Source organism: Bradyrhizobium brasilense (genome assembly GCF_029714345.1).
Lineage (GTDB): Bacteria > Pseudomonadota > Alphaproteobacteria > Rhizobiales > Xanthobacteraceae > Bradyrhizobium > Bradyrhizobium australafricanum.
This window is the reverse complement of record NZ_CP121669.1, coordinates 7,319,369-7,340,869: the sequence shown is the minus strand read 5'-3', so window position 1 is coordinate 7,340,869 and position 21,501 is coordinate 7,319,369. Positions and strand designations below refer to the sequence as shown.

Annotated in this window: 20 protein-coding genes; 12 read left to right on the top strand and 8 right to left on the bottom strand. The window is 60.6% G+C overall.

Going from position 1 to position 21,501, the window contains the following annotated elements:
- Positions 1 to 13: 13 nt before the first annotated feature.
- The 5 genes from QA635_RS33975 to QA635_RS33955 all read left to right on the top strand — a co-directional run bounded on the left by QA635_RS33975 (position 14) and on the right by QA635_RS33955 (position 7,374).
- Positions 14 to 499 carry a hypothetical protein gene (locus QA635_RS33975; RefSeq protein ID WP_283064058.1) on the top strand — a complete coding sequence of 162 codons (486 nt, stop codon included), beginning with the start codon at positions 14 to 16 and terminating at the stop codon, positions 497 to 499.
- A gap of 422 nt (positions 500 to 921) precedes the next feature.
- Positions 922 to 4,425, top strand: coding sequence for an NACHT domain-containing protein (locus QA635_RS33970; protein ID WP_283064057.1), 3,504 nt, complete (start codon positions 922 to 924; stop codon positions 4,423 to 4,425).
- A gap of 719 nt (positions 4,426 to 5,144) precedes the next feature.
- Complete coding sequence (locus QA635_RS33965) at positions 5,145 to 5,771, top strand: acyl-homoserine-lactone synthase (RefSeq protein ID WP_283064056.1); 627 nt, start codon at positions 5,145 to 5,147, stop codon at positions 5,769 to 5,771.
- Positions 5,768 to 5,962 (top strand): hypothetical protein, encoded by a 195-nt coding sequence (locus tag QA635_RS33960; RefSeq protein WP_283064055.1) that lies wholly within the window; start codon positions 5,768 to 5,770, stop codon positions 5,960 to 5,962. Before QA635_RS33965 ends, QA635_RS33960 begins: the two co-directional genes overlap by 4 nt.
- Complete coding sequence (locus QA635_RS33955) at positions 5,959 to 7,374, top strand: diaminobutyrate--2-oxoglutarate transaminase (protein WP_283064054.1); 1,416 nt, start codon at positions 5,959 to 5,961, stop codon at positions 7,372 to 7,374. The genes QA635_RS33960 and QA635_RS33955 overlap by 4 nt, the downstream gene beginning before the upstream one ends.
- Here the strand turns inward: QA635_RS33955 and QA635_RS33950 are convergent.
- The gene (locus QA635_RS33950; RefSeq protein WP_283064053.1) at positions 7,255 to 7,962 is read right to left on the bottom strand and encodes a helix-turn-helix transcriptional regulator; all 708 of its coding nucleotides are present in this window, start codon (positions 7,960 to 7,962) and stop codon (positions 7,255 to 7,257) included. The genes QA635_RS33955 and QA635_RS33950 overlap by 120 nt on opposite strands.
- A gap of 25 nt (positions 7,963 to 7,987) precedes the next feature.
- Positions 7,988 to 8,800, bottom strand: coding sequence for an alpha/beta fold hydrolase (locus tag QA635_RS33945; protein ID WP_283064052.1), 813 nt, complete (start codon positions 8,798 to 8,800; stop codon positions 7,988 to 7,990).
- Positions 8,801 to 9,205: 405 nt separating this feature from the next.
- Between QA635_RS33945 and QA635_RS33940 the strand changes: the two genes are divergently transcribed.
- Positions 9,206 to 10,465, top strand: coding sequence for a hypothetical protein (locus QA635_RS33940; protein WP_283064051.1), 1,260 nt, complete (start codon positions 9,206 to 9,208; stop codon positions 10,463 to 10,465).
- Positions 10,466 to 10,489: 24 nt separating this feature from the next.
- A complete protein-coding gene (locus QA635_RS33935) occupies positions 10,490 to 11,890 on the top strand; it encodes a DUF2272 domain-containing protein (RefSeq protein WP_283064050.1) in 1,401 nt (466 codons plus the stop codon).
- A gap of 264 nt (positions 11,891 to 12,154) precedes the next feature.
- Here the strand turns inward: QA635_RS33935 and QA635_RS33930 are convergent, their stop codons facing one another.
- The 3 genes from QA635_RS33930 to QA635_RS33920 form a co-directional block, all read right to left on the bottom strand.
- Positions 12,155 to 13,270: a hypothetical protein gene (locus tag QA635_RS33930; protein ID WP_283064049.1), complete on the bottom strand. Its 1,116-nt coding sequence runs from the start codon at positions 13,268 to 13,270 to the stop codon at positions 12,155 to 12,157.
- Positions 13,267 to 13,623: a hypothetical protein gene (locus QA635_RS33925; RefSeq protein ID WP_283064048.1), complete on the bottom strand. Its 357-nt coding sequence runs from the start codon at positions 13,621 to 13,623 to the stop codon at positions 13,267 to 13,269. Before QA635_RS33925 ends, QA635_RS33930 begins: the two co-directional genes overlap by 4 nt.
- Before the next feature lie 794 nt (positions 13,624 to 14,417).
- On the bottom strand, positions 14,418 to 16,727 hold the full coding sequence (locus QA635_RS33920; protein WP_283064047.1) for a hypothetical protein: 2,310 nt from the start codon (positions 16,725 to 16,727) through the stop codon (positions 14,418 to 14,420).
- A 140-nt stretch (positions 16,728 to 16,867) separates the two neighbouring features.
- Between QA635_RS33920 and QA635_RS33915 the strand changes: the two genes are divergently transcribed.
- The 4 genes from QA635_RS33915 to QA635_RS33900 are packed head-to-tail and all read left to right on the top strand — an operon-like array spanning position 16,868 to position 18,407.
- Complete coding sequence (locus tag QA635_RS33915; protein ID WP_283064046.1) at positions 16,868 to 17,236, top strand: hypothetical protein; 369 nt, start codon at positions 16,868 to 16,870, stop codon at positions 17,234 to 17,236.
- The gene (locus tag QA635_RS33910; protein WP_283064045.1) at positions 17,233 to 17,751 is read left to right on the top strand and encodes a helix-turn-helix domain-containing protein; all 519 of its coding nucleotides are present in this window, start codon (positions 17,233 to 17,235) and stop codon (positions 17,749 to 17,751) included. The genes QA635_RS33915 and QA635_RS33910 overlap by 4 nt, the downstream gene beginning before the upstream one ends.
- Positions 17,751 to 18,110, top strand: coding sequence for a VOC family protein (locus QA635_RS33905; RefSeq protein ID WP_283064044.1), 360 nt, complete (start codon positions 17,751 to 17,753; stop codon positions 18,108 to 18,110). Before QA635_RS33910 ends, QA635_RS33905 begins: the two co-directional genes overlap by 1 nt.
- A 15-nt stretch (positions 18,111 to 18,125) precedes the next feature.
- Positions 18,126 to 18,407, top strand: coding sequence for a hypothetical protein (locus QA635_RS33900; protein ID WP_283064043.1), 282 nt, complete (start codon positions 18,126 to 18,128; stop codon positions 18,405 to 18,407).
- A 32-nt stretch (positions 18,408 to 18,439) separates the two neighbouring features.
- Here QA635_RS33900 and QA635_RS33895 read toward each other — a convergent pair whose 3' ends face one another.
- Entirely contained in the window at positions 18,440 to 19,036 is a 597-nt protein-coding gene (locus tag QA635_RS33895) for a hypothetical protein (protein ID WP_283064042.1), read from the bottom strand.
- Entirely contained in the window at positions 19,018 to 20,070 is a 1,053-nt protein-coding gene (locus QA635_RS33890) for a hypothetical protein (protein ID WP_283064041.1), read from the bottom strand. Before QA635_RS33890 ends, QA635_RS33895 begins: the two co-directional genes overlap by 19 nt.
- Before the next feature lie 267 nt (positions 20,071 to 20,337).
- Here QA635_RS33890 and QA635_RS33885 point away from each other — a divergent pair, with 267 nt between their 5' ends.
- The gene (locus QA635_RS33885; protein WP_283064040.1) at positions 20,338 to 20,637 is read left to right on the top strand and encodes a hypothetical protein; all 300 of its coding nucleotides are present in this window, start codon (positions 20,338 to 20,340) and stop codon (positions 20,635 to 20,637) included.
- A gap of 206 nt (positions 20,638 to 20,843) precedes the next feature.
- On the opposite strand, the gene QA635_RS33880 is transcribed toward QA635_RS33885, so the two are convergent.
- Positions 20,844 to 21,395, bottom strand: coding sequence for a hypothetical protein (locus QA635_RS33880; protein WP_283064039.1), 552 nt, complete (start codon positions 21,393 to 21,395; stop codon positions 20,844 to 20,846).
- Positions 21,396 to 21,501: the final 106 nt, after the last annotated feature.

Genomic DNA, 21,501 nt, shown 5'->3' with positions numbered 1-21,501 from the left:
CGGAGATCTTGAAATGGCAGATGATCGATCCGTTGGCAACACCTCCGGGACGGAAGAACGCAGCCCCGATGCCGTCCGGATGTATGGTGATTTCCTCGACAATGTGACCGTCGTCAAGAATTCCCTGATGTCTCTGCTGCTCGCGGTTGGAAGCATCGAAGGCGGCGCACCTGATCAGCCCGACAAGGCGCCAACCGGGGAATCGGCGCCCGGCCGTCCGGTGCTTGTCCCCTTCGTCGAAATGAAGCTCGAAGGCGAACAGGAACCATATTTCGCCAACGTACTCACGCTCGATAACGTGGCCTATCTGATCTACGACCTGACCCAGGACTTCAAGGTAGTCTGCGAACAACTTCTTACTGTAACCAGGGGCGGAATGCCTCCTGAAGCAGGGCGGATTGAATTATCCAAAGAATGGATGAAGCTCGCGAGCGAACAAGCCGCGGACGCCTTCAGGGATCTGGAGACAATTTCGTCCAGCCTGGAGCGCTCTCCCTAGATACGGGTGTGCGATCCACCAGCCTCGCAGACTTGCGGACGAAGCCCGGTTTCATGCTCGAATCCGGTCCTGCGGTATCGCGAAACGGAGTTCGTCGCCGGATCGTCGCCATCGTCGGCGGCGCGCGAGTTGATGGGCGTGTCAGCAAGTGACGCCCGGGCGTGGTCATGCCGGTGGTTCGGAAGGTCAACCAGAAGGGGATCACCGGCTCGAAAGAGCTGCGCAAGCTTCGTTCGGCGCCGTCTGTGTGCCGGCTGCTCGTTGATTCTGCGCATATCGCGATCTTCTTGCTCGCAGTTCTTGGTCTGGTTACCAATCGTCGAATCGGAGAAACGGACAGAATCCCGGGACTGGCGGCTCGCGTAGCCGCCAAAGCTTGATGGTTGCAGTTTCAGACATTCTGGTTCAACGAAAGCAATCCAATGGCCGAGTCGGCTGGTCCCTCCAACCAGGAGGGCATCCTCTATCAGAACAGCGTCGCCGCGCAGTATTTGGCCGAACTGTTGAGCCTGTGGCCGACCCCGCCCGGAGAGCGCGTCGTGGAGGTCAGGATGGAGGCTCCTGCGCACGTCGACGATATGGTCGTGCGATACGCGGATGGACATCGCGACTGGATACAAGCGAAGTCCAGTCTGCGCCAGTCTGGCGAGCCCTGGGGCGATCTCTGGAAATCTTTCGCCGACCAGGCGGCAAGCCGGACATTTGGTCCGGATGATCGGCTCGTCATCGCAATCGGACGGCGGACCGGCCTTTCGGATCGGCTGCAGGCGATCATAGATCGCGCATCGACTTCCGAGAGCGCAAGCGAACTGCTGGCTCGTGTAGGTCCGGATTCCGCTCGGACGTATCGAGCGATCGAAGAGGTCTTGCCCGACTCCGTTTCTCCGTTCCGCCTTTTGAGATGTACGCAGTTGCGTGTTCTCCCGCTCGAGGACATCGAGGCGTGGTTCGCCCGGCTCGATCTGGGCACAGCCTCGGCCGTGCCGAGACCGCTACTCTCCAATCTTCGCGACATGGTCGGCGGCGCGGCCAGGCTTAGAGGCACTTTCAGGGCGTTGCCTTTGCGAATCAGACTGTCGCAAGGTTTCGGCACGGACCTGTTCGAGCCGAGAGAATGGGGGCTGGCGGCCTATCGAGGCACCCTGCAGCGTTCGACACGCGTGGAGGTGCCCGGCAAAGGCATCAGCGCGGCTGTACAAGACCTTGTCGTCTGGCCGCGGGTGCGACGGCGCAATGCCGGACCGGCACAGGACTTCGAAGATGAAATCCCGCGTTGGGATCCCGACCAAGGGTCCGGCGACGTCGACCTCTCGCGCTTTCCGAAAGCCGATCTTGCTCGCTGCATTCTGATCGCGGGACCAGGAATGGGCAAATCGACGCTGATCTCTGCATTGGTGGCCGGTTTGGTGAATACCCCGATCATTCCCGTCGAAATTCCTCTTGGCGCCTTCGCTGCGAACGGCGAGAGCGTGATGGAATTTTTGCAAGGGCCGATCAATCGGGAATATTCGGTACGCGTCGACTGGCAACGGCTTGCCGATCAGGGGCTGATCTGCGTTTTTTTTGATGGTCTCGACGAGGTGGCCACCTCCAGGCGCGGGCCATTGCTGCGCAAGATCGGCCTCTTCTCATCGCGTTTTCCCGACGTGCCATGGCTGCTGACCGTTCGCGATCCGGCCGCACTGAATGGTCCGCTGGATGGTGAACTGCTGGAGCTCCAGCCATTCGACAATCCAGAGATTTCCAGCCTGGTCGAAAAATTCAAGATCTGGTCACCCGACCTAGATCGCTGGAATTTTACCGACGATCTGAAGGCATATCCTGACCTGGCGCGGCTCGCGCGGATACCGCTGTTCCTGTCAATCATGCTTGCGAGCTGGTCGCCGAACGCCGTTCTGCCTCGAAAGCGAGCGGATGTAATCGAGACCTATCTGGGGACGCTTTTCGACCCCGGTCGTCATGAAAGTCAGTTCCTGCAGACACTGACAGGGACCCGGTTGCGGCAGGTTGCGCAAGCTCTTGCCTTCCACAGTCTCGAGCGGGAGGAAATCGGATTGTCGAGGCGGCAAGCGTTGCAGGCCATCGCTTTGCACGCCGACGTTCCGGCCGATGCAGTGCTGGGCCAACTGGTGGCCGCAGGGGTGTTGCGTTCAGCGAGTGACGGTCGGCTTCAATTTTCCTATCCTGTCGTCCAGGAATATCTGGCGGCGGCACACCTCGTCGACAAGGAATCCCACCAGATCGCGGTGCGCATTGGTGATGTCGTAAAGAGACCCTGGGCGCAGGTCCTTCAATTCGCGCTCGAACTCCTTGCTGACCCGACGCCCCACGTGAAGGCCATGCTGGATGCGCAGGACGACGTATTTTCGACAGGGCTGCGTCTGATCGGCCGTTGTGTCGCCAACGGAGCAGCGGTAGCTCCCGAATTGCGCAACGAAATCGGTTCACGGCTCGCCAGGCTTTGGGGGGAATCGAGCTACCATATCCGAGAACGGGTGGGCCGACTGATAGTCGATGCCTACGCGGATCCCCTTCATCCCGAGGTCCGCAAGCGACTTGGCTGGCGTTGGCTGTTGAACAGCGGCGCAGGCGAAATCATAAGCCGTACGGCGGATCCCGCTCTTACCCGCGCAGTCGTGCAGCAGCTGTTCGATCGCAAGCTCGACCGCTTCATGAATCTGCACGGTTTCAAGGACGCTCTTCAGGCGATCGCGTCCGAAGTTGCGGCCAGGATCGCTACCTGTGCGCGGCATCCCGATGTTACGGCGAACGTTGTTGAAGGTCTGGTGGAATTTCTGCGTCAGATAAGCGTATCCGGCGCAGACGCGCTACCGCTTGCAGGCATGGTTCACGACGTCGATCTTCCTTTGCATCTGCGGCTCGCAGCCCGGGGTGCGATTGCCGATCCGCCGGACGAGAGCAGTCTTTCGATGGCCAGAGACGGACTCGAAGACCGCGAATGGAAAGCCCAGTCTGCCGCCTTGAGAGTGTTCGCACGATGCCTCGACCCGGCCGAAGCATTCGGGACAATCCTGACCGACCGCGACGTCACCGATGAGGCGAAGGCATATCTTGTCGAGCACATGAGCATGGCGCTGCGCGATCCGGCGACAAGGGGGCAGGTTGCCGGCAAGATCCTCGAGCTTCCAAATCTCAACCCGCGGCATGCCGACATTCTGCGGATATATCGTCTCCGGGCGGGTGACCGACAGGCGATGAGAGATATGGTTGAGCGTCTGGATACGCTATCGAGTGAGATGGCACAGGCCGTGCTAATATCGCTCAACCAGTTCCCCGAAGAGGCCATTGGTCTGCGAGCGCTCGAGAAGGTGCAAGGCCGCCTCGACAGGCCTTCCGAGATCCCCGGACTGTCCAGAGCGGCTCTTATTGGCCTGACGGAAAGGATCAGCCATGATGGCTGGTCCCACTATGCAATTGACCCTGCGGGGCCCCACCCTTCGCTCGAGGCCTGGTCGATCATGTTCGACCGATGGATCGCCACGAACGGTCTCACGAAAATCGAGCGACTGAGGGCGCTGAGCGGTTTGTTGAAGCATCGCCCGGAACTCATCGAGGGGATCAGGGACATCGTATTCAGTGCCGTCGATCCCGATTCTTCCGAATGGGATGAGGACCAGGAAGGACACCATCTTCGGCACGGCCTCGACGAGCTCAGGCGTATGCGCGTGCACTTGCCATTGGACCTGGCTGAAGCATTCATCCGGGCACGGCGGTCCAATCTGCACTACGCGGGTGTGAACGTGCTCGAAGCGCTGGCGACCGAAGCGGTACTGGACCGTTTGCTGGCACTTTACAAGCAGATGGACCGTGATCGTCAGTCCTATATGCTTGGTGCGATCGAGGTTGTCGCAAGCCGTCTCAATATCACGATCACCGAAGAACATTTCGAGCGTGGCTCTTTATGAGCCAGCGTCTTCTTCGCTGGCACCCCGGGTCATGTCGGCGCAAGGCTTGTTTGCAGTCTGAATCACTGTCCGGCGGTCGACCATCCTGCAACAGCAGTCCGGAGCGCAAGTCACGATGGCAGCCGAAGATGGACGCATCACTCGTCCAGGAGTGTTGCCGGCGAGGTTCGGCCTTGCTCGAGCGACCGTTGGTGTCGGTACATTGACCGCAGCATCGCGGAGCATGGATTTGAGCGAACCGCCAGACGTTCGAGGATGAGCTCGAGATTTTCGTTGCACATTGCCGGTCAGAACTCCGTCGCGACAGCCCTTGCCGGGGTCCTCGAAAGCCGCGCACGAGGATCAGTGGCGCGTACTTCATATTCCGCTCCTGCCGATGGTGAAAAGAATGGCCAGCGTTGCACACCGCCCCGCAGGGATGCGCAGCGTAACCGGGAGATCCCTTGGGATACCGGACCGCACTGCTTTCTCTTCGCGCGTTTGAATTGCCATCTTGCGCCGACCGCGAGTACAGCGGTATCAGCCAGACTGACAATGCACGGATTGCCAGCCCTCATCCGTGCTTGCAGGAAAGTCCTCGTCCGTCGGTTCTGGGAGGCGGGTAGCCCGACGGCTCAGGATCAGGGGAGAGGCCAAACCGCTGGCGCCTTAGGGACTCTCCCAGTACACCGCAACGGCGCAATTTGATCCGATGGGGGAGTTCATCGGAGCGACATCGCATGATCGAAGCGTTTTCCGTGGCGACAGTGCATCATTTTCAGGATGCCCTGGCCTCCCAGGCCCGGTTGAGACACGAGGTCTTCGTCAGAAGAAGGAAGCTGGATCACTCGTCCTGGCAAGGGCTTGAGTTCGACGAATTCGACACCCCGGCTGCGATCTACCTGGTCTGGCGAGACCGGGAAAGGGTGGTGCGGGGACTGGCCCGGCTTCTACGCACGAGCCGACCGTACATGCTCCGCAGCTACTGGCCGCATCTGGTCGAAAATCGTGACCTTCCCGCTTCCTCGAAAATCTTCGAGGTTACTCGCGTGTGTGTCGACAAGCGCGTCGAGCCAGTGATCCGGCAGACAATCTTTCCCGAGCTTCTTTGCGCCATTCAGGAGTTCCTGCTGCTCAATCACGGTATCGGCATGATCGGGGTGACCCGCGAACATTTGCTGGCGCACTTCATCCGATCGGGAATCCAGTGGCTGGGTCCAGCGCGGCTGATCGAAGGTGAGATGGAGCGCGCATTTTTTGTCCCGACCCAGGGTATACGGCCAACGTGGCACTGCGAAAAGCTTGGCATCAGCAGCAGCGTTCTGGCCCTCGGGCCCGAAACGGCTTCCGAAAGGAATGCAGCATGACCGCAACCTGCCGCGAGTCATGGAGCGAGGATACGGCACGGAACATGGCGGACGCGCTGACCTATCTTGGACGGGTGGCACGCGATGCCGGCTATCACGCGGTTGTCGGGGATATTCTGGCGATCCGCGACAAGTTGAACTGCATTGCAAGAGCGGAAGAGGCGGAACGGGCCGGGAGGGCAAACGCATGAAGCCGAAAGCGACGTTTTCCGATTTCGACCATGTTGGCTTCTTCGCGGATCACGAATCGAAAGTGCGCTCATATTGCAGACGCTTGCCGGCTCTCCTCGTCTCGGCCCGGGGCGCTGTTATCCGGGACTCCAACGGCAACGACTATGTCGATCTTCTGTCTGCCTGCGGCTCGCTGAACTACGGGCACAATCACCCGCAACTGCGGTCCGCGGCCGTGAATTATCTTTTGTCGGACGGGCTTGCCGCGGGCCTCGATTTCCATACCGAAGCCAAGCTCGACTTCATGTCGAAATTCGAAGCGCGGATCCTCGCTCCTCGCCGGCTGCATTACGTCATGCAGTTTCCTGGCCCGACCGGCACCAATTGCGTCGAGGCGGCCATAAAGCTCGCCCGCAAGGTCACCGGCAGGTTGAACATCGTGGCGTTCACCAACGCATTTCACGGAGTCTCGATGGGATCACTGGCCGCGACCGGCTCGTCCTCGTGCAGGGCGGCCGCAAGAGGACTTCTGGGCGGCGTGACCAGATTGCCCTACGACGGCTACTGCGGTGCAGGCCTCGATGACATCACGCGTTTCGGGCGGATGGCTGCCGATCCGTCGGGCGGAGTGGAGCCCGTCGCAGCCATAGTGGTCGAGACGGTGCAGGGGGAAGGCGGGCTGAACGTTGCGTCGATCGAATGGCTCGGTGGCCTGGCCACTGTGGCGAAGCGGCTCGGGGCTCTTCTGATCGTGGACGAAATACAGACGGGATGCGGTCGCACCGGCCCGTTCTTCAGCTTCGAGCGCGCTGGCATTCAGCCCGACATCGTATGTCTTGCGAAGTCGATCGGAGGCTATGGCTTCCCCATGTCTTTGCTCCTGCTGCGGCCGGAGCATGACGTGTGGTCGCCTGGCGAGCACAATGGGACGTTTCGCGGTAACTCGCTCGCATTCGTGACCGCTGCGGCCGCCCTCGATCTCTGGACCAGAGAGTTCATCGACGGCATCGAGGCGCGCTCCCGGCTGTTGGCGGATTGGTGTGGTTCGATGGTCGCCCGGTATCGCGGCCGTCTCTCCGCAAAGGGAATCGGCATGATGCGGGGATTGCGGTTTTCGGAGTGTTCCGACGCCGCCCGGGTGGCTGAACGCGCAGCTCGTGAGCGTATCGTTATCGAATGTTGCGGACCTCGCGACGAAGTTCTCAAGATCATGGCTCCTCTCAATATCGAGATCGGTCTCTTTTCCTCGACACTGGAGCGGCTCGCGCGGATCATCGATTCGGTTCTGGGATCGAACAAAGCTGTTCTCCGCCTAGAGCGAGATGATGCCGTTTCTGATCCCCATGATCACCGCGGTGATGCGATTGCCGGCCCCGAGCTTCCTCATGCTGTTGCCAACGTGGAACTCCACAGTCTTCTGGGAGATGCCTAGGATCTCGCCGATCTCCCAGTTGGTCTTGCCTTCCTTGCACCACTTGAGGCATTCGATTTCCTGGCTGGTCAGGACTACCGCATCCGCATTTCGTCTGTCGATCAATTCGCAGTATTTGAGCCAGTATTGAATGCTGACCATGTAGACGTAGACAGACTTGTCGGCGTCCGGCACTCCTTTCTCGCGAAAACTGAGACTGATCAGATCGGTTTCGCGAGCCGGTCCCCGTATGGGAATGGTAATTCCGGAATGGACGCCCAATTCCCGACACTCCTCGAAGAAGCTTCGCTGGGCTTTGCTGATTTGATCCGGATTGCAGGTGTCGGACCACCGGAAAGGGGCGCGCGCGCTTTGCACGTGCCGGACGACCGGGTCGATCTTGTCCCACTCCATCGACCGGTATGTGTCGAGATAACCCGGCGGAAATTCGCTCCATGGAATTGAAATAAGGCGGTTGTGACGGGCTCTCGCGAAAACTGCGTTCTCGTAGCCAACCTCGCGCATCGTCGCGAGGAACAGATTCTTCAGCTCGACGTCGTTGTTCGCTTCCCGGGTTCTCTCGATGAATTCCTCTACAGTCGTAATCATGGTGCCTCCCCCGGCTCCATCGGATCTAGCCAGCGTGCTTCAAAAACTCCCTCATGTGCCTGTTGAACGCAGCCGGTACCTGCCAGTGGGGCGCGTGGCCGGCCTCTAGCAACACGGGTCCTCCCTTCCAGATATTCCGGTATCTCAGCCCCTGCACGTAATCGATCTTCAGAAACGGATCCCGGGCTCCCTGAAGGATTGCCAGCGGACGATCGTCGGTGCCAACGGTCCGGACCTCGTCCGCGCCCACGCCGGCCATGCCGTTTCGGACCATCCAGTACCGGGCGTTACCGTCAGTCATGGCGGCAGCGCGCAAGTGAACTTGCGAAGCGCGATTCGTTCCCATCATCGCCCGGACATATCGTTGGCAGTCGTCGGGGGAGAACCTCTGGCGGCCAGCCAGGGCGGTCGACGGCGTCCATCGGAAGCCGGCTCCCACTCCTTCAGGATTGAGCCTCACGGGAGGCGTACCCGTGAGCGCAAGGGACCTCACCTCGCGATACCGCGCGAGCATCTCGAGCCCGATATGGCCGCCCAGCGACCATCCGATGACATGGTATGATCGATAACCAAGTCTGGTCATGAGGCCGTGAAGCAAGCCCGCATAGCCCGGGAAACTGTAGGTCTTTCGTGGCGTACACGACCAGTCGGATGCTCCGTGTCCGGGAAGATCGGGGGCCACGACCCCGAAGCCGTCATTCTCCAGCGCGCGGAACTGACCGGCAAAGACTTCCTTCGAGGAAGAATTGCCGTGGATCAAAAGAACGCCGACGAGGCCTGGAGCACTTTCCAGGACACCCAGCCGCAGCCCCTCGATCGCGCGCTTACGCGAGCGCATGGATGGCCGCCAAACGGAATGAGGCCTGCGCCTGCGCAGGAGCGGCAATATTTTTCAAAATACGAACTCACACAACCTTCGGAAACATCGAACCAAATATTCCCGTATTGATGCACCAACAATTTTGCCGGTCAACATATTTCATGCGTGCATCGCAGCGGACGGCCCCATTGATTTGGTGCGTTTTGTACAGAGCGTGGATCGCTCCCTGCCTCGCGGACAGAATCCGGCCTGTCAGAAAGAGCGACTGCTGCGAGCTTCAACCCGGCGCTGGTCGCAATCTGCGCAGCATGAGCCGCGGCCTCGAACACAGTTACGAGTACGGATCCGGCACCGTCCTGTGCCGGGGCGAGCAGCAACCGCATGACGCGGTGTGCCTCTTCGAGTTCGGCGCCGGGCACGATCATGACCCGGGAGCAGTCCGTTGCGAACCGTCGCGCACGCAGCCTAGTGAACCTCCTGGGCCTAGTGAAATACCTGGGCTTGCGCCGCTGCGGATTGGAGCAGGGTGACCTCGTTGAGACCGCGATCCTGCAGGTCTCCGCGTGTCGGTCGCATCTCATGAGTTTCTGGCCTGCCAGGACGACAGCCACGAAGCAGGGTCCACTGGAGGCGGCTCGCGCATCACTTCGAGAGCTTTCGGAGCTCGGCATCGAAATTCCTTCTCACATCGCCGGACCGATCATAGAGGCGCTGCGGCTGGGTGACCTGACGAACGCGACGCCCGGGCTCCAGCAGCAGTTCTGGACTGCGTACGGGACACTCAACTCGAGGATAAAATCGCCGGAAGAGGCGAAGCGCTACTATCGGAGATTCTTCTACGGCATTCTTTCCGCGCTGCTGCTTCTGCAGCTCTACTATTCCTCATTCATTACCGTTCAAAAAGGACTGCTCAACGTCGGCAGCATGATCGAGGCCGCCGAGGCCGCACCGCCGGTGGATGGCGCGGCCGGAAACGCGGATCTCAAAACGAACGATCTCTACGAAAAGCGGAAGACCTACCTCAACGCCACAGAATACCTGATGGGAGTCCCGCGGAAGTTCGGAGGGCTGTTGACGGTGATCGGCCTCGGGACAGATCCCCAGTCGGCCAACAGACCCGAAATCGTTGCACAGGTCGAACTCGAACTGGCTACTTCCTTCGCAGGCGGCTTCCTGCTGCCGCTTCTCTACGGAATGCTCGGAGCGATCGCCTTCGTGTTGAGGCGTCTGTCCGACGAGAGCTTGTCCGGAGAAGCCCGCACCCTGAAGAGACGGTACTCGTTGCGCGTTCCGATCGGGGCGCTTTCGGGCCTCGCGGCCGGGTGGCTGCTGCAGCCAGCCACCGGTTCGATGACGGCTTCTCTCTCACCTTTCGCGCTGGCCTTTGTCGCGGGCTACAGCGCCGATCTCGTCTTTGCCGCCATGGATCGAATTGTCGCGGCTTTCTCTGCAGCTCCGCCGGCTCCGCCCGAGGCGGCAGCGGCCCGGCCTGATCCGCTGCCCGATAGGCCGAGAGCGCGCGCAGCCGACGCGGCCGCCAGCCAATCCGGGCCACCCCGAGGCCGGGGCGATGGTCCCCCGGCCGAACAGCACACGCCGCCGGCATGGGGCAACGGGCGGGAGCAGGCACAGGAGCCGGGCGAGGCGCCGATTCCGAGTTCGCGAGCGCAAGCAAATCTTTGATGCACATTGTGAGGATCAATTGCCATGGACGTAACGTTTGCCCAGATTCATTCGCTGGCTCCCCGAATGAACGATGAATACGCCGCCGCTTTCGGAGCGGCCGACGTGAACGACATTCTTGCCAGATACAGTCTTTCGGAAAACGGCCTGAGGCTCGCGCACTTCTTCGCCCAGATGCTTGAGGAGACGGGCGGCTTCCACGTGCAGATCGAAAGTCTCCGGTATTCGCCTTCGCGCCTGATGGAAGTCTGGCCTCGCCGCTTTCCGACCCTCGATATCGCCGCGCAGTACGCCTACAACGAGGAGAAGCTCGGAAACTACGTCTACGGCGGACGGCTTGGAAACACGAACCCCGGAGACGGCTTCCGCTACCGTGGGCGAGGATTGCTTCAGATCACCGGCAGAGCCTCGTACGCCCGGTACGGACAGCAACTGGGCATCGACCTCGAGGGCAATCCGGAGCTGGCATTCCATCGCGATCATTGCCTCGAGATAGCCGCGGCGGAGTGGGCCGCGAGCGGGTACGGCGGGAAGACGTGCAACCAGCTCGCCGATCGCGACGACATCGTCGGCGTTACCTACGCGATCAACGGCGGCCAGACGGGCATAAGGGATCGGCGCCTCTGGCTGGCGAAGACGAAATCCGTCTGGGTCAGGCCCGCGTCAGCGGACGCATCGGATACGATGACAAGTCGTGCCAACGCCAATCTCGAGGCGGCCATGGTCGCTGCGCCCGATGTTGCGGCTGCCCTCGCGGCGGCACCGGCTCCCGCTGCAGCCGCTGCGTCAGTTGCTGCCGCTGTTCCCGCTACCCCTGGCGGCTTCGGCCCGCGCGCGGCCAGCGTGGCTCTCGGGGAATGGCACAGGTTCGGCGAGCAGACCTATGATATCTCCGGACATGCCACCCATATCGGACACAAGGAAGGTGAGGATCCGTACTACCGGTATGTAGGCGAATACTGGAAGGACGGGGTTGGCGACGGTACTCTCACCGGGCGAGATCGCAGCGTTCCATGGTCCGCGGCATTCATTTCCTGGGTCATGAAGACGGCGGGTGCAGGGGGCCGCTTCAATTACTATCCGCAGCATTCGTTCTACATCTTCCGCGCGATCAGGGACCTGCTGCATGGCAACTCCGAGGCAGGCTATTACTGTTATCAACTGAACGAATGGAAGCCCCAGGTAGGAGATATTGTCTGCTGGGCGCGTCAGGCGGGCATCGACTACCAGCACCAGAACGGTGGTCACTACGCGGGCCATTGCGACGTCGTGGTCGAAGTCGCCGCCGGTCAGGCGCAGGTGGTGGGTGGCAACGTTGGCGACTCGGTCACGAAGCGTCCCCTGGGATTGAATGGAGGGGGCTATTTGCGGCCCGTGACCGAGGGGGGCGAAAACCTCTTCGGGATCATGCGTTGCAGACTGTGAAACGATTGATCCGGCGATATGTCGCTGCGAATCTCGAATCTTCGCGCGACATATCGAAATGTCGATGACAGGCCCGTTCCGAAAGACATACATCCGCGAAAGGCTGTCAGTCATCCTTCGGGCGTTTCCGGGTACGCAGCCTCCGGCTGAATTTGCGCGTCGAACGAAACAACGGCCGGAGCGGGGACGCATGACCGAAGATATCGCGTCAGGACCGGCGCGATCCCGCGCCGTCCCCGGGCTCATTGTCAATCACGGCCCGGCTCATTGAGCATAGAGGAGTTTGACCAGGTACTTCCGGGAGTAGGTGAGCGTGTCCTTGTCAGTGCCGTTCGTGTACTCGAACCCGATCGAGGAATAGGGGTTGAGTTTGTATTTCAGCAGGGCCTGATACAGACTGACGTCCATTCCGGAATTGAAGTCGTGGAAGTATTTGCCGGTGGCGACGAAGCTGAACCTGTTCTGCAGCCAGTCCGGGACGTCCGCGAACGGCAGGAATACCATCGTCAGCCTCGCGGTCGCTCCCGCCCACTCGTAGCTCGATCTCGTCAGCCCGGTCACGCCCGGAATATCGACCTGCCGGATGTCGGTTTCGCCGCGTATCTGAACGAACCATCCGAGATAGGGATCGGTCTTGAGGTAGCCACCCAGATGGTACCGAAGGTCGTACGCGTCCCAATAGCCGTTGAAGCCCCAGGCCCGTGCCTCGCCGCGGAAATCCGTCTGATAGTAGGGAGAGAATGTGAACACCTGGCGCAGCGGAAAGTCGCCGAAGATGCCGAAACTGCGCGCAAGCTCGAACTGGGTATCGACGCCGGCCTTGGTCGAGCTTTCCTCGCTCCTGGCGCGCGGCGAGGTCAGGCTTCCGCTGGCGGAGACGAAGGGCACGACGGCCCAGCCCGATACAAAGGGAATGTACTGTTTCGGAGTGTCCGGACACAGGTCGCGGAAGAGCACGTAGGATACCTGCCCGTCGACCGCGAGCGTGTCGCTCCTCCCGACCCTGTCGCCGGTGTAGCTGACGGAAGCGCCGGTCGCGTTCTCGGCCGATGGCGCCATGTAGAGAAAATTGTCGAGGCTGTCGGCTCTGACGAACAGACGCTGGTCCTGATTGCAGAACGAGGTCTTCTCCGGATCCGCGGCCGGACTGTCCGGCGGATTGGGAAAGAGCTTTGCGGCGCCACGCTCGAAAGCGCCTCCCTGCTTGCGGGAGAGCTCCCTGAGACGCTTCCGGATGGCCGCCTTCTCCTTCTCGAGAGCAGCATCCCGCTTCTTCAATTCGTCGATGCTGGCGTGCTCGATGTCAGGAGTTGCGGCCCGGGCGAGCGATATCGATGTGGTCGTAAGCAGCAAAAGCGCGATCGCGGCACGGTTTCTCATGTCTGGATCGTCCAGCCGTCGGAGGCATACCACGCGAATACCAGATCCCCCATATCGCCGAGCGTATCCGCGTCCATCGCGTCGCCCTTCTGAAGGACGAGACCATCGTGTTTGAACGACGGATACGCCATCAGCATCAGCGCGATATCCCAGTTGTTTGCATCACCGCCGAGAAGTCTGGACAGAGGCGTGGCCGGCTTGATCGGCGGTCTCAGCCCGAGAGCCGTGACGATCCGCGAAACGATCTGGACATCCCTGATCGTCCTGGCCTGCAGAGCCTGCGCATGCTGAACCGTCGCCTGCGCGAACGGCGTCGCTGCTGCCTTTGGCTCGTTCTTTGGTTTCGTGCCCATCCCTGGTCCTCCCCGAACCAAGTGTGGCACCCGGCCGACGAGGCGAAAACCAGGGGAATCCCGAGCCTAATCTCCGCTCGTTTCAGAGCACCGGCAGGCACGGGACTTGCGGCGCAACCTCTGGACCGGCCGAACTCCGGCCTCGACCCGTCAACTGAAAAGGTTTCTCCGGCGTCCCCAGACTCGCGTCGCAATCAGCAGTGGAGGGGCAAGAACAACAAGCCTGGTCGCTTTCAAGGTGCGGATCAAGGACGGCAAGGCCGTATTGCGGACTTGCCACATCGCGTGGCCGTCTGTTAGCGAACAGGCAAGGCGTCGGCGCTTCGGTTATATCGAAATCGGAGCCTTGTCCGGATTCGTAGTCGGGCGCCGGCTCCGGCGTCACAGCGTCCGCCCGCGCTTCCCGCCCTTCTTTCCCGGCACCACCGGAGCCGGGTCCTTGCCCTCTTCCTCGGGCGCAGCGGTCGGGCGTTTCGCCAGTCGCGATATCAATGATCGGCCTGGCGAGCTGGTTGGGGTCTCTAGGGCGCCTGGGGTGGTTATTCATCGGCACCCGCCTGCCTTGCACCATATCCAGACAAGTCGGGAGGCTTCCGCTTCGCGTCTGGCGAAGCATTGATCGGCTTTTGCCTGGTCATTCGGGTTTTCTTTTTGGCAATCGGCTCTCCAGCCGGCTGCTGGATCGAAGCAGCCAACCAATGAGAGGAAAACTGGAAGGATCAGGAGCGACCTTTTCATGACTCCCAATTATGGCCATGAAATAGAGAGTGCGCCACCCCAATCAGCCGCCACAATCAAATTGACCCACTATCCCGCGCCGCACCAGAACGCGGCGGCTCCGGACCAGGATCGTCGGCCTGCAGTGTGCCTCCATTGGTTACGATCGCCTGATAGACGAGACGCCGCATTTCCCGAATGAATTCGGCTGCGACGGAATTTATCACGGTAGACGCGATCGGCGCACCCGCTTCGAAGATGGCATTTATTGCCTGAGCGCGCCCGAACGTGGAGTTCTTGCCGCGCAGATCGTACGCCGCGCGCCAGTCGTCGAGATGGTCCTGGAGCAGCCTGCGTTCGACGATCCGGTGGAGATCCGTGTAGACCTGCTGCCGGATCGATGAAAGCGCGGCTTCGGCCTCCGTCTCGTCCGGAGCGCGGGGATGCCAGGTCGCGGGGTCGTCGAGGAAGCGGGATATCTCCTCACTGAGCCTGGCGAGCAGGTCGGCGACCGGTTTCAGATTGTCGTATTCCGTGCCGATCTCGGCCGCGATCCTCTTGTTCAGCGCCTTGATGCGTCCCCAGTGCTCCTTGTAGGTGGTCTCGTGCGGTTGCAGCCCGAGTCGGGCGCTCCATGGCCGTCTGAAACCCCTTGCGGCGCTCTGGAGCGCGAGGACAAGTCCGTCCGGACGATAGACGGGATTGGCCGCCGGCGCGGGCGGGGGCTCGATTGCCTTCCTGAATGTCTCGAGCATTCGTTCGAGTTCGCCCTTGACCCCTTTCGGCAATTTGTTGCTCGGCTGGTCGAGAGCGCCCAGCATGAAACATTGTCGGTCGATCGATCGCTCGAGAGTCCTGATGATCGAGTTGCCGAGCACGTCCTTCAGATTAGCCAGACCGTTGGTGACGGACGCCATGACGTGAGCTCGCTTTTCGGCGAAACCCGGCAGGTTGACCCCCTTGACCTGATCGAAGTGGGTGAAGGCGATGGCCAGCTTCTGCTGATGGCCGCCGGTCGCCGCGGCCCGTATCACCGAAAGGGACGCGGCCTGCATCGGTTGTTGAGCGTTGTCGACGAGCAGAATGACATCGACTCCCGCAAAACGGCGCGTGATGTCCGTCGTTACGCTCGCCGAGGAGTCCGGTGTGTGGCCGAGTCCCTGACCGTCGAGAAGCACGAGCTTCGGCTGGGTTCCTGTGAACGTCGGAAAGAGGGGGCCAAGGATTCGAATCCCGTCGACGAGCGGGGTCAGCAGTCTTCCAAACTGCGGAGCGTAGTTGCTCGAGAACCAACGGATCTGCTCGATGAACTCGCGCCGCTCCCCGCATTCGAATGTCCACCTGGCCGGCCAGCCCGAGGGATGGAATTCCAGCTCGCCCCTCGAAAGCAGGTCGAACTTCGAACGCAGGCTGTCCATAACATCGTGGACCAATTCGTCGAAGTCGGCATCGTCCTGTATCCGCTCCTCGAAGAGCTCCTGCGCGGCCTCAAGGTCCGGGCCGGCGAGCCTGCTGATGTCTTCCTCCAGCTCGTTCGACAGTGTTTGCGTCGCGCGCCGGCTGATCGCGAAGATCCGCTCCACATAGGTCCGCAGCAGGGAAGCGTTCGCCCGTCGCTGCTCCTCGTCGATATCGCCTTCGCCCGTCCCGACGGGTGCGGTGTCCTCCTCGAAAGCCCAGTCGTCGTCATCAACCTTCGTCCCCCCGTCGTCCCACGAACCCAGCGTATAGGTCAGCCGGAAGCGCTGGTCCCGGTGGTTCAGGAAGCGATCCGCCACCCTTGCCGGAGATGCCATGCTCCAGGCCGCGGAGCAGGCGTCCGCGATGCAGTCCTCGAGATTCGCCTGCACCCAGAATTCCGAAAAGAACGTGACGACCGCCGCGAAGGGTCCGTCCGCCAGGACGACTTCGATGTCGGAGACGGTCGTCTTCGCGGTCGAGGTCGAAGGAAACCGGTCCTCGTCGGGATCCGAGCCGATCACGTGACGCAGCAGGCTCGTTTTGCCGGCACCGGTCGTGCCCACGAAAATGACGCGGCTGTAGTCCTCCGTCGCGTCGCGCAAACGGATGTGACGTTCGCGAACATCCCAGGGATCCGGACGGCCCGCCTGTATCTCGTCGTAGAAGGCCGCGGTGATGACTTTGGAGAATCTGCGTTCGGCTTCATCGCGCCTGAGCGCGCTCCACCATGAGGTGTCCGCAAGTATGACGTTGAGTTCGGCGACGAGGCGATCGGCCTCTTCGGCATCCGCGGTGCCAAGGCCCCTGCGAACCTTGAGGCCCGGCTTGTTCTTCGCGTCGCTCCGCAGCGGATGGCGGAAGGTGACGGTCCAGCCGGGCCTTCCCTGGGCGCGCGCCTTTGCGGCGGAGTATCTGGGTTGAGCCATATCGTTGTTCCTTGTTGTGCCAGAATTCTTGACGCGCTTGCCGATCTGTGTCAACCCTCTGGAACAACCCGGTACAACGTCGGACTGGAGTCCGCCAAGAGTATGTATACCTTGCGGAGTATATTGAAAGGCGCTATTTGATGCTCGATCGTCGTCAACGGATCGCAGTGTTTCTGGACCGCCTCGGGTCCGCGGCCCCTGCAGCGTCGCACGACGAGGCTTTCGAACTGCTGCGACGTACCTTGACGGCCGTCGAGGACGAATTGTCCGGAGTTCCGGATGACCCGGACAACTATCTCGATAATGGCCGGTTGTATCCTCCCCGGCAGGACAGCCGGAGAAAGGTCCCGGGACGGCCGGATCTGGTCCGCTACCGTTCGAAGGGCCACAATACGTGGATCGGCTTGAACGGCGCGATCCGCATCGAGGAGCTTTCCGGCAAAAGCGGTGGTCAGCGCTGTTGCCTGGACAAGCCCGGCAAGGACGGACGAACGGTGAGACTGGAATGAACGCTCAATCGATAGAAGCTTTCGTCAGGGCCCTTCGGGAACTTGCTCCTGACGCAAAAATCGACGTGGACGAAGCCGAGTCGGACGGAGGAGAGTCCTTTATCGACATTTCGGATGGCGACTTCCACACCGAGGTATCGTACCGGCCGAACTTCGGTTTCGGCATCTACGTGACCGCCGGAGCTTTCGGTCAGCGACCCGACGAGGTCTTCCGGAACGCCGGCAAGGCCGCCAGAAGGATCGGACAGCTTCGGGAGTCCTTCTTCAGAAATGGCGTGCTCAAGCACCTGACGTTGGTCGAGATGCGCGTCCTGTCCGGTCTGACGCAGGTGGACGTCGCGAACGCGCTGGACATCAAGCAGCCCTCGGTTCAACGCATCGAAAGGCGCGGGAACGTCCAGATCGAGACGCTCGCGCGACACATCCATGCCATGGGCGGTCGGCTGGAAATGAGCGTCGTCTTCGAGGACATGGAAGCAAAACTGGAATTGACCGGCCTGAAGGCGAGCGTCTGATGAATTCCCCCACGATCAATCTGGTGGTCCTTCGCTCTGAAGATCCGGCGAATCTCGCCGCCTTCTACGAAGGTCTCGGCATGCATTTCGAAACAGAGCGACACGGTAACGGATGCGAGCACCTCGCCAGCACCGGGAGCGGCGCTGTATTCGAGATCTACCCGCGCCGCGGCGACGAACCAGCTTCGCGCGGCGTCAGGCTTGGCTTTTGCGTACAGTCGATATCGGAGATACTTGAGCGCCTTGGGCCAAGTGCCCGGTTGTTGTCGGACCGCAAGGATCCGGTTGGGGGGCGGCGCTGCATACTGCGCGACCCCGAAGGCCACAAGATCGAACTCTCGCAAGCAGTAGGCGAGTAGCCACGCGCGGAACGGATGTTCCATACCGTTATGCTTCTGTCCGCGCCGGCTGCACACGCTGACGACACCGTGCGGTGCAACCTCGATCGCGCCAGCTTCTACACAACGCGTCCCGCCTGTAACGCGATGATGGCGGACTACGCAGCGATGAACAACGGCAGTGCCACCGTCCCGCGGTCTCAGGCGGTGCACCGCTGCGCCGATAGTCTCGCGCAGAAGATGCCCGGCAAGAGCCGGGCGGAATACCTCAACCTGCGCGACGAGATGGCCTTAATGCTTCCGCGCTACCGCTTCTGATTGCCTGGTCGCGCCAAAATTTCTTCGCGACGTCAGAGCTTGCGGTTGACGATATCGGTGAGGAAGTAAAGCGACCACAAGACCGTCACCGTCAGACTGCTCAATAGAAAGCAAAGCACAACAACGCCACCGACCCTGACGGGTTCGAGGAGAGCAGGATGCTTCGAAAGCCACAGCATCGTGGGATCGTGCAATACCGTCGCGGTAATCGAGAGAAGTAGAACCACGAGGCTCACGAAGCTCAGGTAGCCGAGCAGATAACAAACGAATTGCCGGAGCGTCAGCACCTCTCCGTCTAGCAGCAAATCGGCGCCCGCCGGCCGCTTGTCGATATGCGTCCCGGGCGATCCCATGGCCACAGCCGCAAGCGCTCCCACCATGAAGGGCACAGCCATAATGAGCAGGTCGCGGGTGAATTTGAGAATACCTGCTTCACCGAAAATCGCCGGATGAGGTTGCACAGCGAAGTACACCAGACAGCCGATCGCAGTCATGCCCAATGGCACGATGATGTCGTACGTTGCTTTCTCAGGGTGGTGGATCGAGAGATAGCGCAACGGGGCAAGCAGGCGTAGCCTGCTGCCGCGACGCTGCGTCACATCTCGCAGACCTACCCAGGGCGCTGCCATAGCTCTTCCTTCCGGAGGATATCCTTGAGCTTGTTCACCATTTCTGGGTTGAACCGCTCCGTCCAACGCTTCGGTGGCCTCGACAGTGTAACGTATTCCTTTGGGCAAAGCATCAGATCCGTCGCACTCTCGACATCCCTATGTATGTCTCCGCCCATTACTCCGCCACCAACGGTCCGGAAATAGAGCTTCGTCTGGTAGCCTTGATCTTCCCACTTCTTGCGCAGCCTGCTGATCCACCCGAGCCGCTCTTCAGGTTCGGCCGGCGCTTGTTTGCCAGAAATCCGAACCTCCATATCGGCGATAACCTCCTCGTGGTTAACAGCGGTCGGCTGTCCAATCGCGACCCTCTCTTGCCGGCGAGTGAAAACCACCTGAGATAGGATCTTCTCGCCCGCTCCCTGCGTGAGGCTCCGACCGAGATCGCTGACCAGATCGAACCTACCGTGATAGCTATAGTCCTTTGAAACGGACCGCTTGGTCTTCTTATCGATCGAAGTGACTGAGTACACCTGTGACCCATCGCGCCGAATCTGTCTATTGAGAAACCGTTCGACAGCCTTCCGCGTGATCGGCTGCACGTTCTCCAAAGCGCAGCGATAGTTTCCATCGTCGAACTCGGCCCCATTGGGGAGACGCACAACGACATGTGCGCTGCTCGCGCCGCGCTCCAGTGCCTTGCCGGAAATCTCACGGCCGGCAAACGTTTCGAGGTCGACGACAGCGAAACTGCCCTGAGAGTCGTCGATAAACTCGAACAGCATCACAATGAAACGTGAGCTCCCATCGTTATCGACACGGAGTTGGCTCAACCGAAAGCAGTCGTGCCCTTCGCCCTTTTTGAGGCGCGCCGTGTCGTCGCTGTCGTCGTCAGCACCCAGGTACTCGACGGCAAAGCCTTTCCGCTGACGTTTCTGGACGACGTCGAACAGGTCGCGCCCCGAAACGAGCGGTGGCTTGTGTTCTCTCGGTGCGTGTGAAATGGATCGGCTGATCAAGCGATTAAGCAGAACAATGCGTCTATTATCGGCCATGGCGCCCCCTTACCGGCGCGTGAATAGCACGAATTTTCCGCTTGCGGCTGTGGGGCTTGGCCGAATTCTGTGAGAAGAAGCCCGGCAAATCGCTGCGCCGCACACCGCGGTCGGCCAGAACAACCAGAACGATAGTGGTATCCTGAGACCAAGAAGAGGGCTACGCGATGCGCCATGGAATCCGGATTTCCCGGGCCTCCTCAATGATCGCCTTGGCGTCGGGTTGCTCGCTCGATCGCATCCGTCCGGTGTATTGGAGGAATCGGAGTGCCGATCGCCGGAAGGGGCGCGGCCGGCGCCGGGCTGGTGACGCTGCTGGAGCGGCTCGGCCGGATCGCCGGGATCGTGCCGGGGGTGGTTGGTAGCGTGCCCCCTCGATCGCCCGCGCCGGCGTGTAGGCGCGGCCGCTCGGGCAATCCGTTCTGGATTCCTGCCAACAGCTACCCGCTTCGTGCGTTGCTTGTTCCGCGTGAGAAAAACTTGGTTACGCCGAAATTATCCTGCTGCGTGCTAATGAAGTCGGTGTCGCAAAAGCGTCGATTTTGCGTGGGTTTTTGCAATTCGTAGGTTTTGTTCGCCGCAGATATCTTTGCCTGTTCCGCGTGAGAAAAGATCATGTGCTGCGTCGGCCTCATCCAGCACGCGCGTCTCTATGTGATCGCTGCGAGCTGCGATGCGCGTTGCTGGCCGGATTGGTCGACGGTGCGATCGCACGCGTGATCTGGGCGGTGACGCCGACAGCGATAACCTGCCGGTTGGGGCAGCGCTGATCATCACCGATGCGCGGCGTGGTCATGTTGGGCGCTCAGTTGGGCTTCAAGCTCTTGGATCGCTTCATCGGCTTTGGTCGCGATGTCTGTGAGCGTGTTTATAACGTCTTGCCTTGTGCGCGCTTCAGCCTTCGTGAAATCAAATTCGATATGTCTGCCGATTGCCGGCTTGTCGGGCTGATCTTTGGCGATCCGGGCGATGTACCCCGCACTCTCCTGGTACTGATAGTAGGCCTCTGTAATTTTCTGCACCTCGATTGGTGTAAGCAAACCTAGGTTCTGAATGTTGGCAATGTAGACTTTGAAGCTCTCGACCAAAGGAATCCAGGTGAAATCGTTGTGCTTAACATATTCGATCTCTGATCTCATCAAGCTCGCCAGGCTGGTGAGCTCAGCCTTTAACGAGGTGCGCAGCACGATCCGAGTGTTCTCGCGCAAGCGCCGTTCTGTTCTGGTCGTTAGATGAGCGTTCCATCCGAGGCCCACTAATACTCCGACGAAGCCAAACACACCGGAAACGATAGAAGGGAAGATGTTGATACCTTCTGCTGACATCACGGATCCTCGAAGTGGTTGTGCGCATTCTACACGGCAAGGTTTTAGCGAAAAAGGCCGCATTTGGCGTACGTCAACACGTTCTTCCCCATGGTATCGGGGCGGC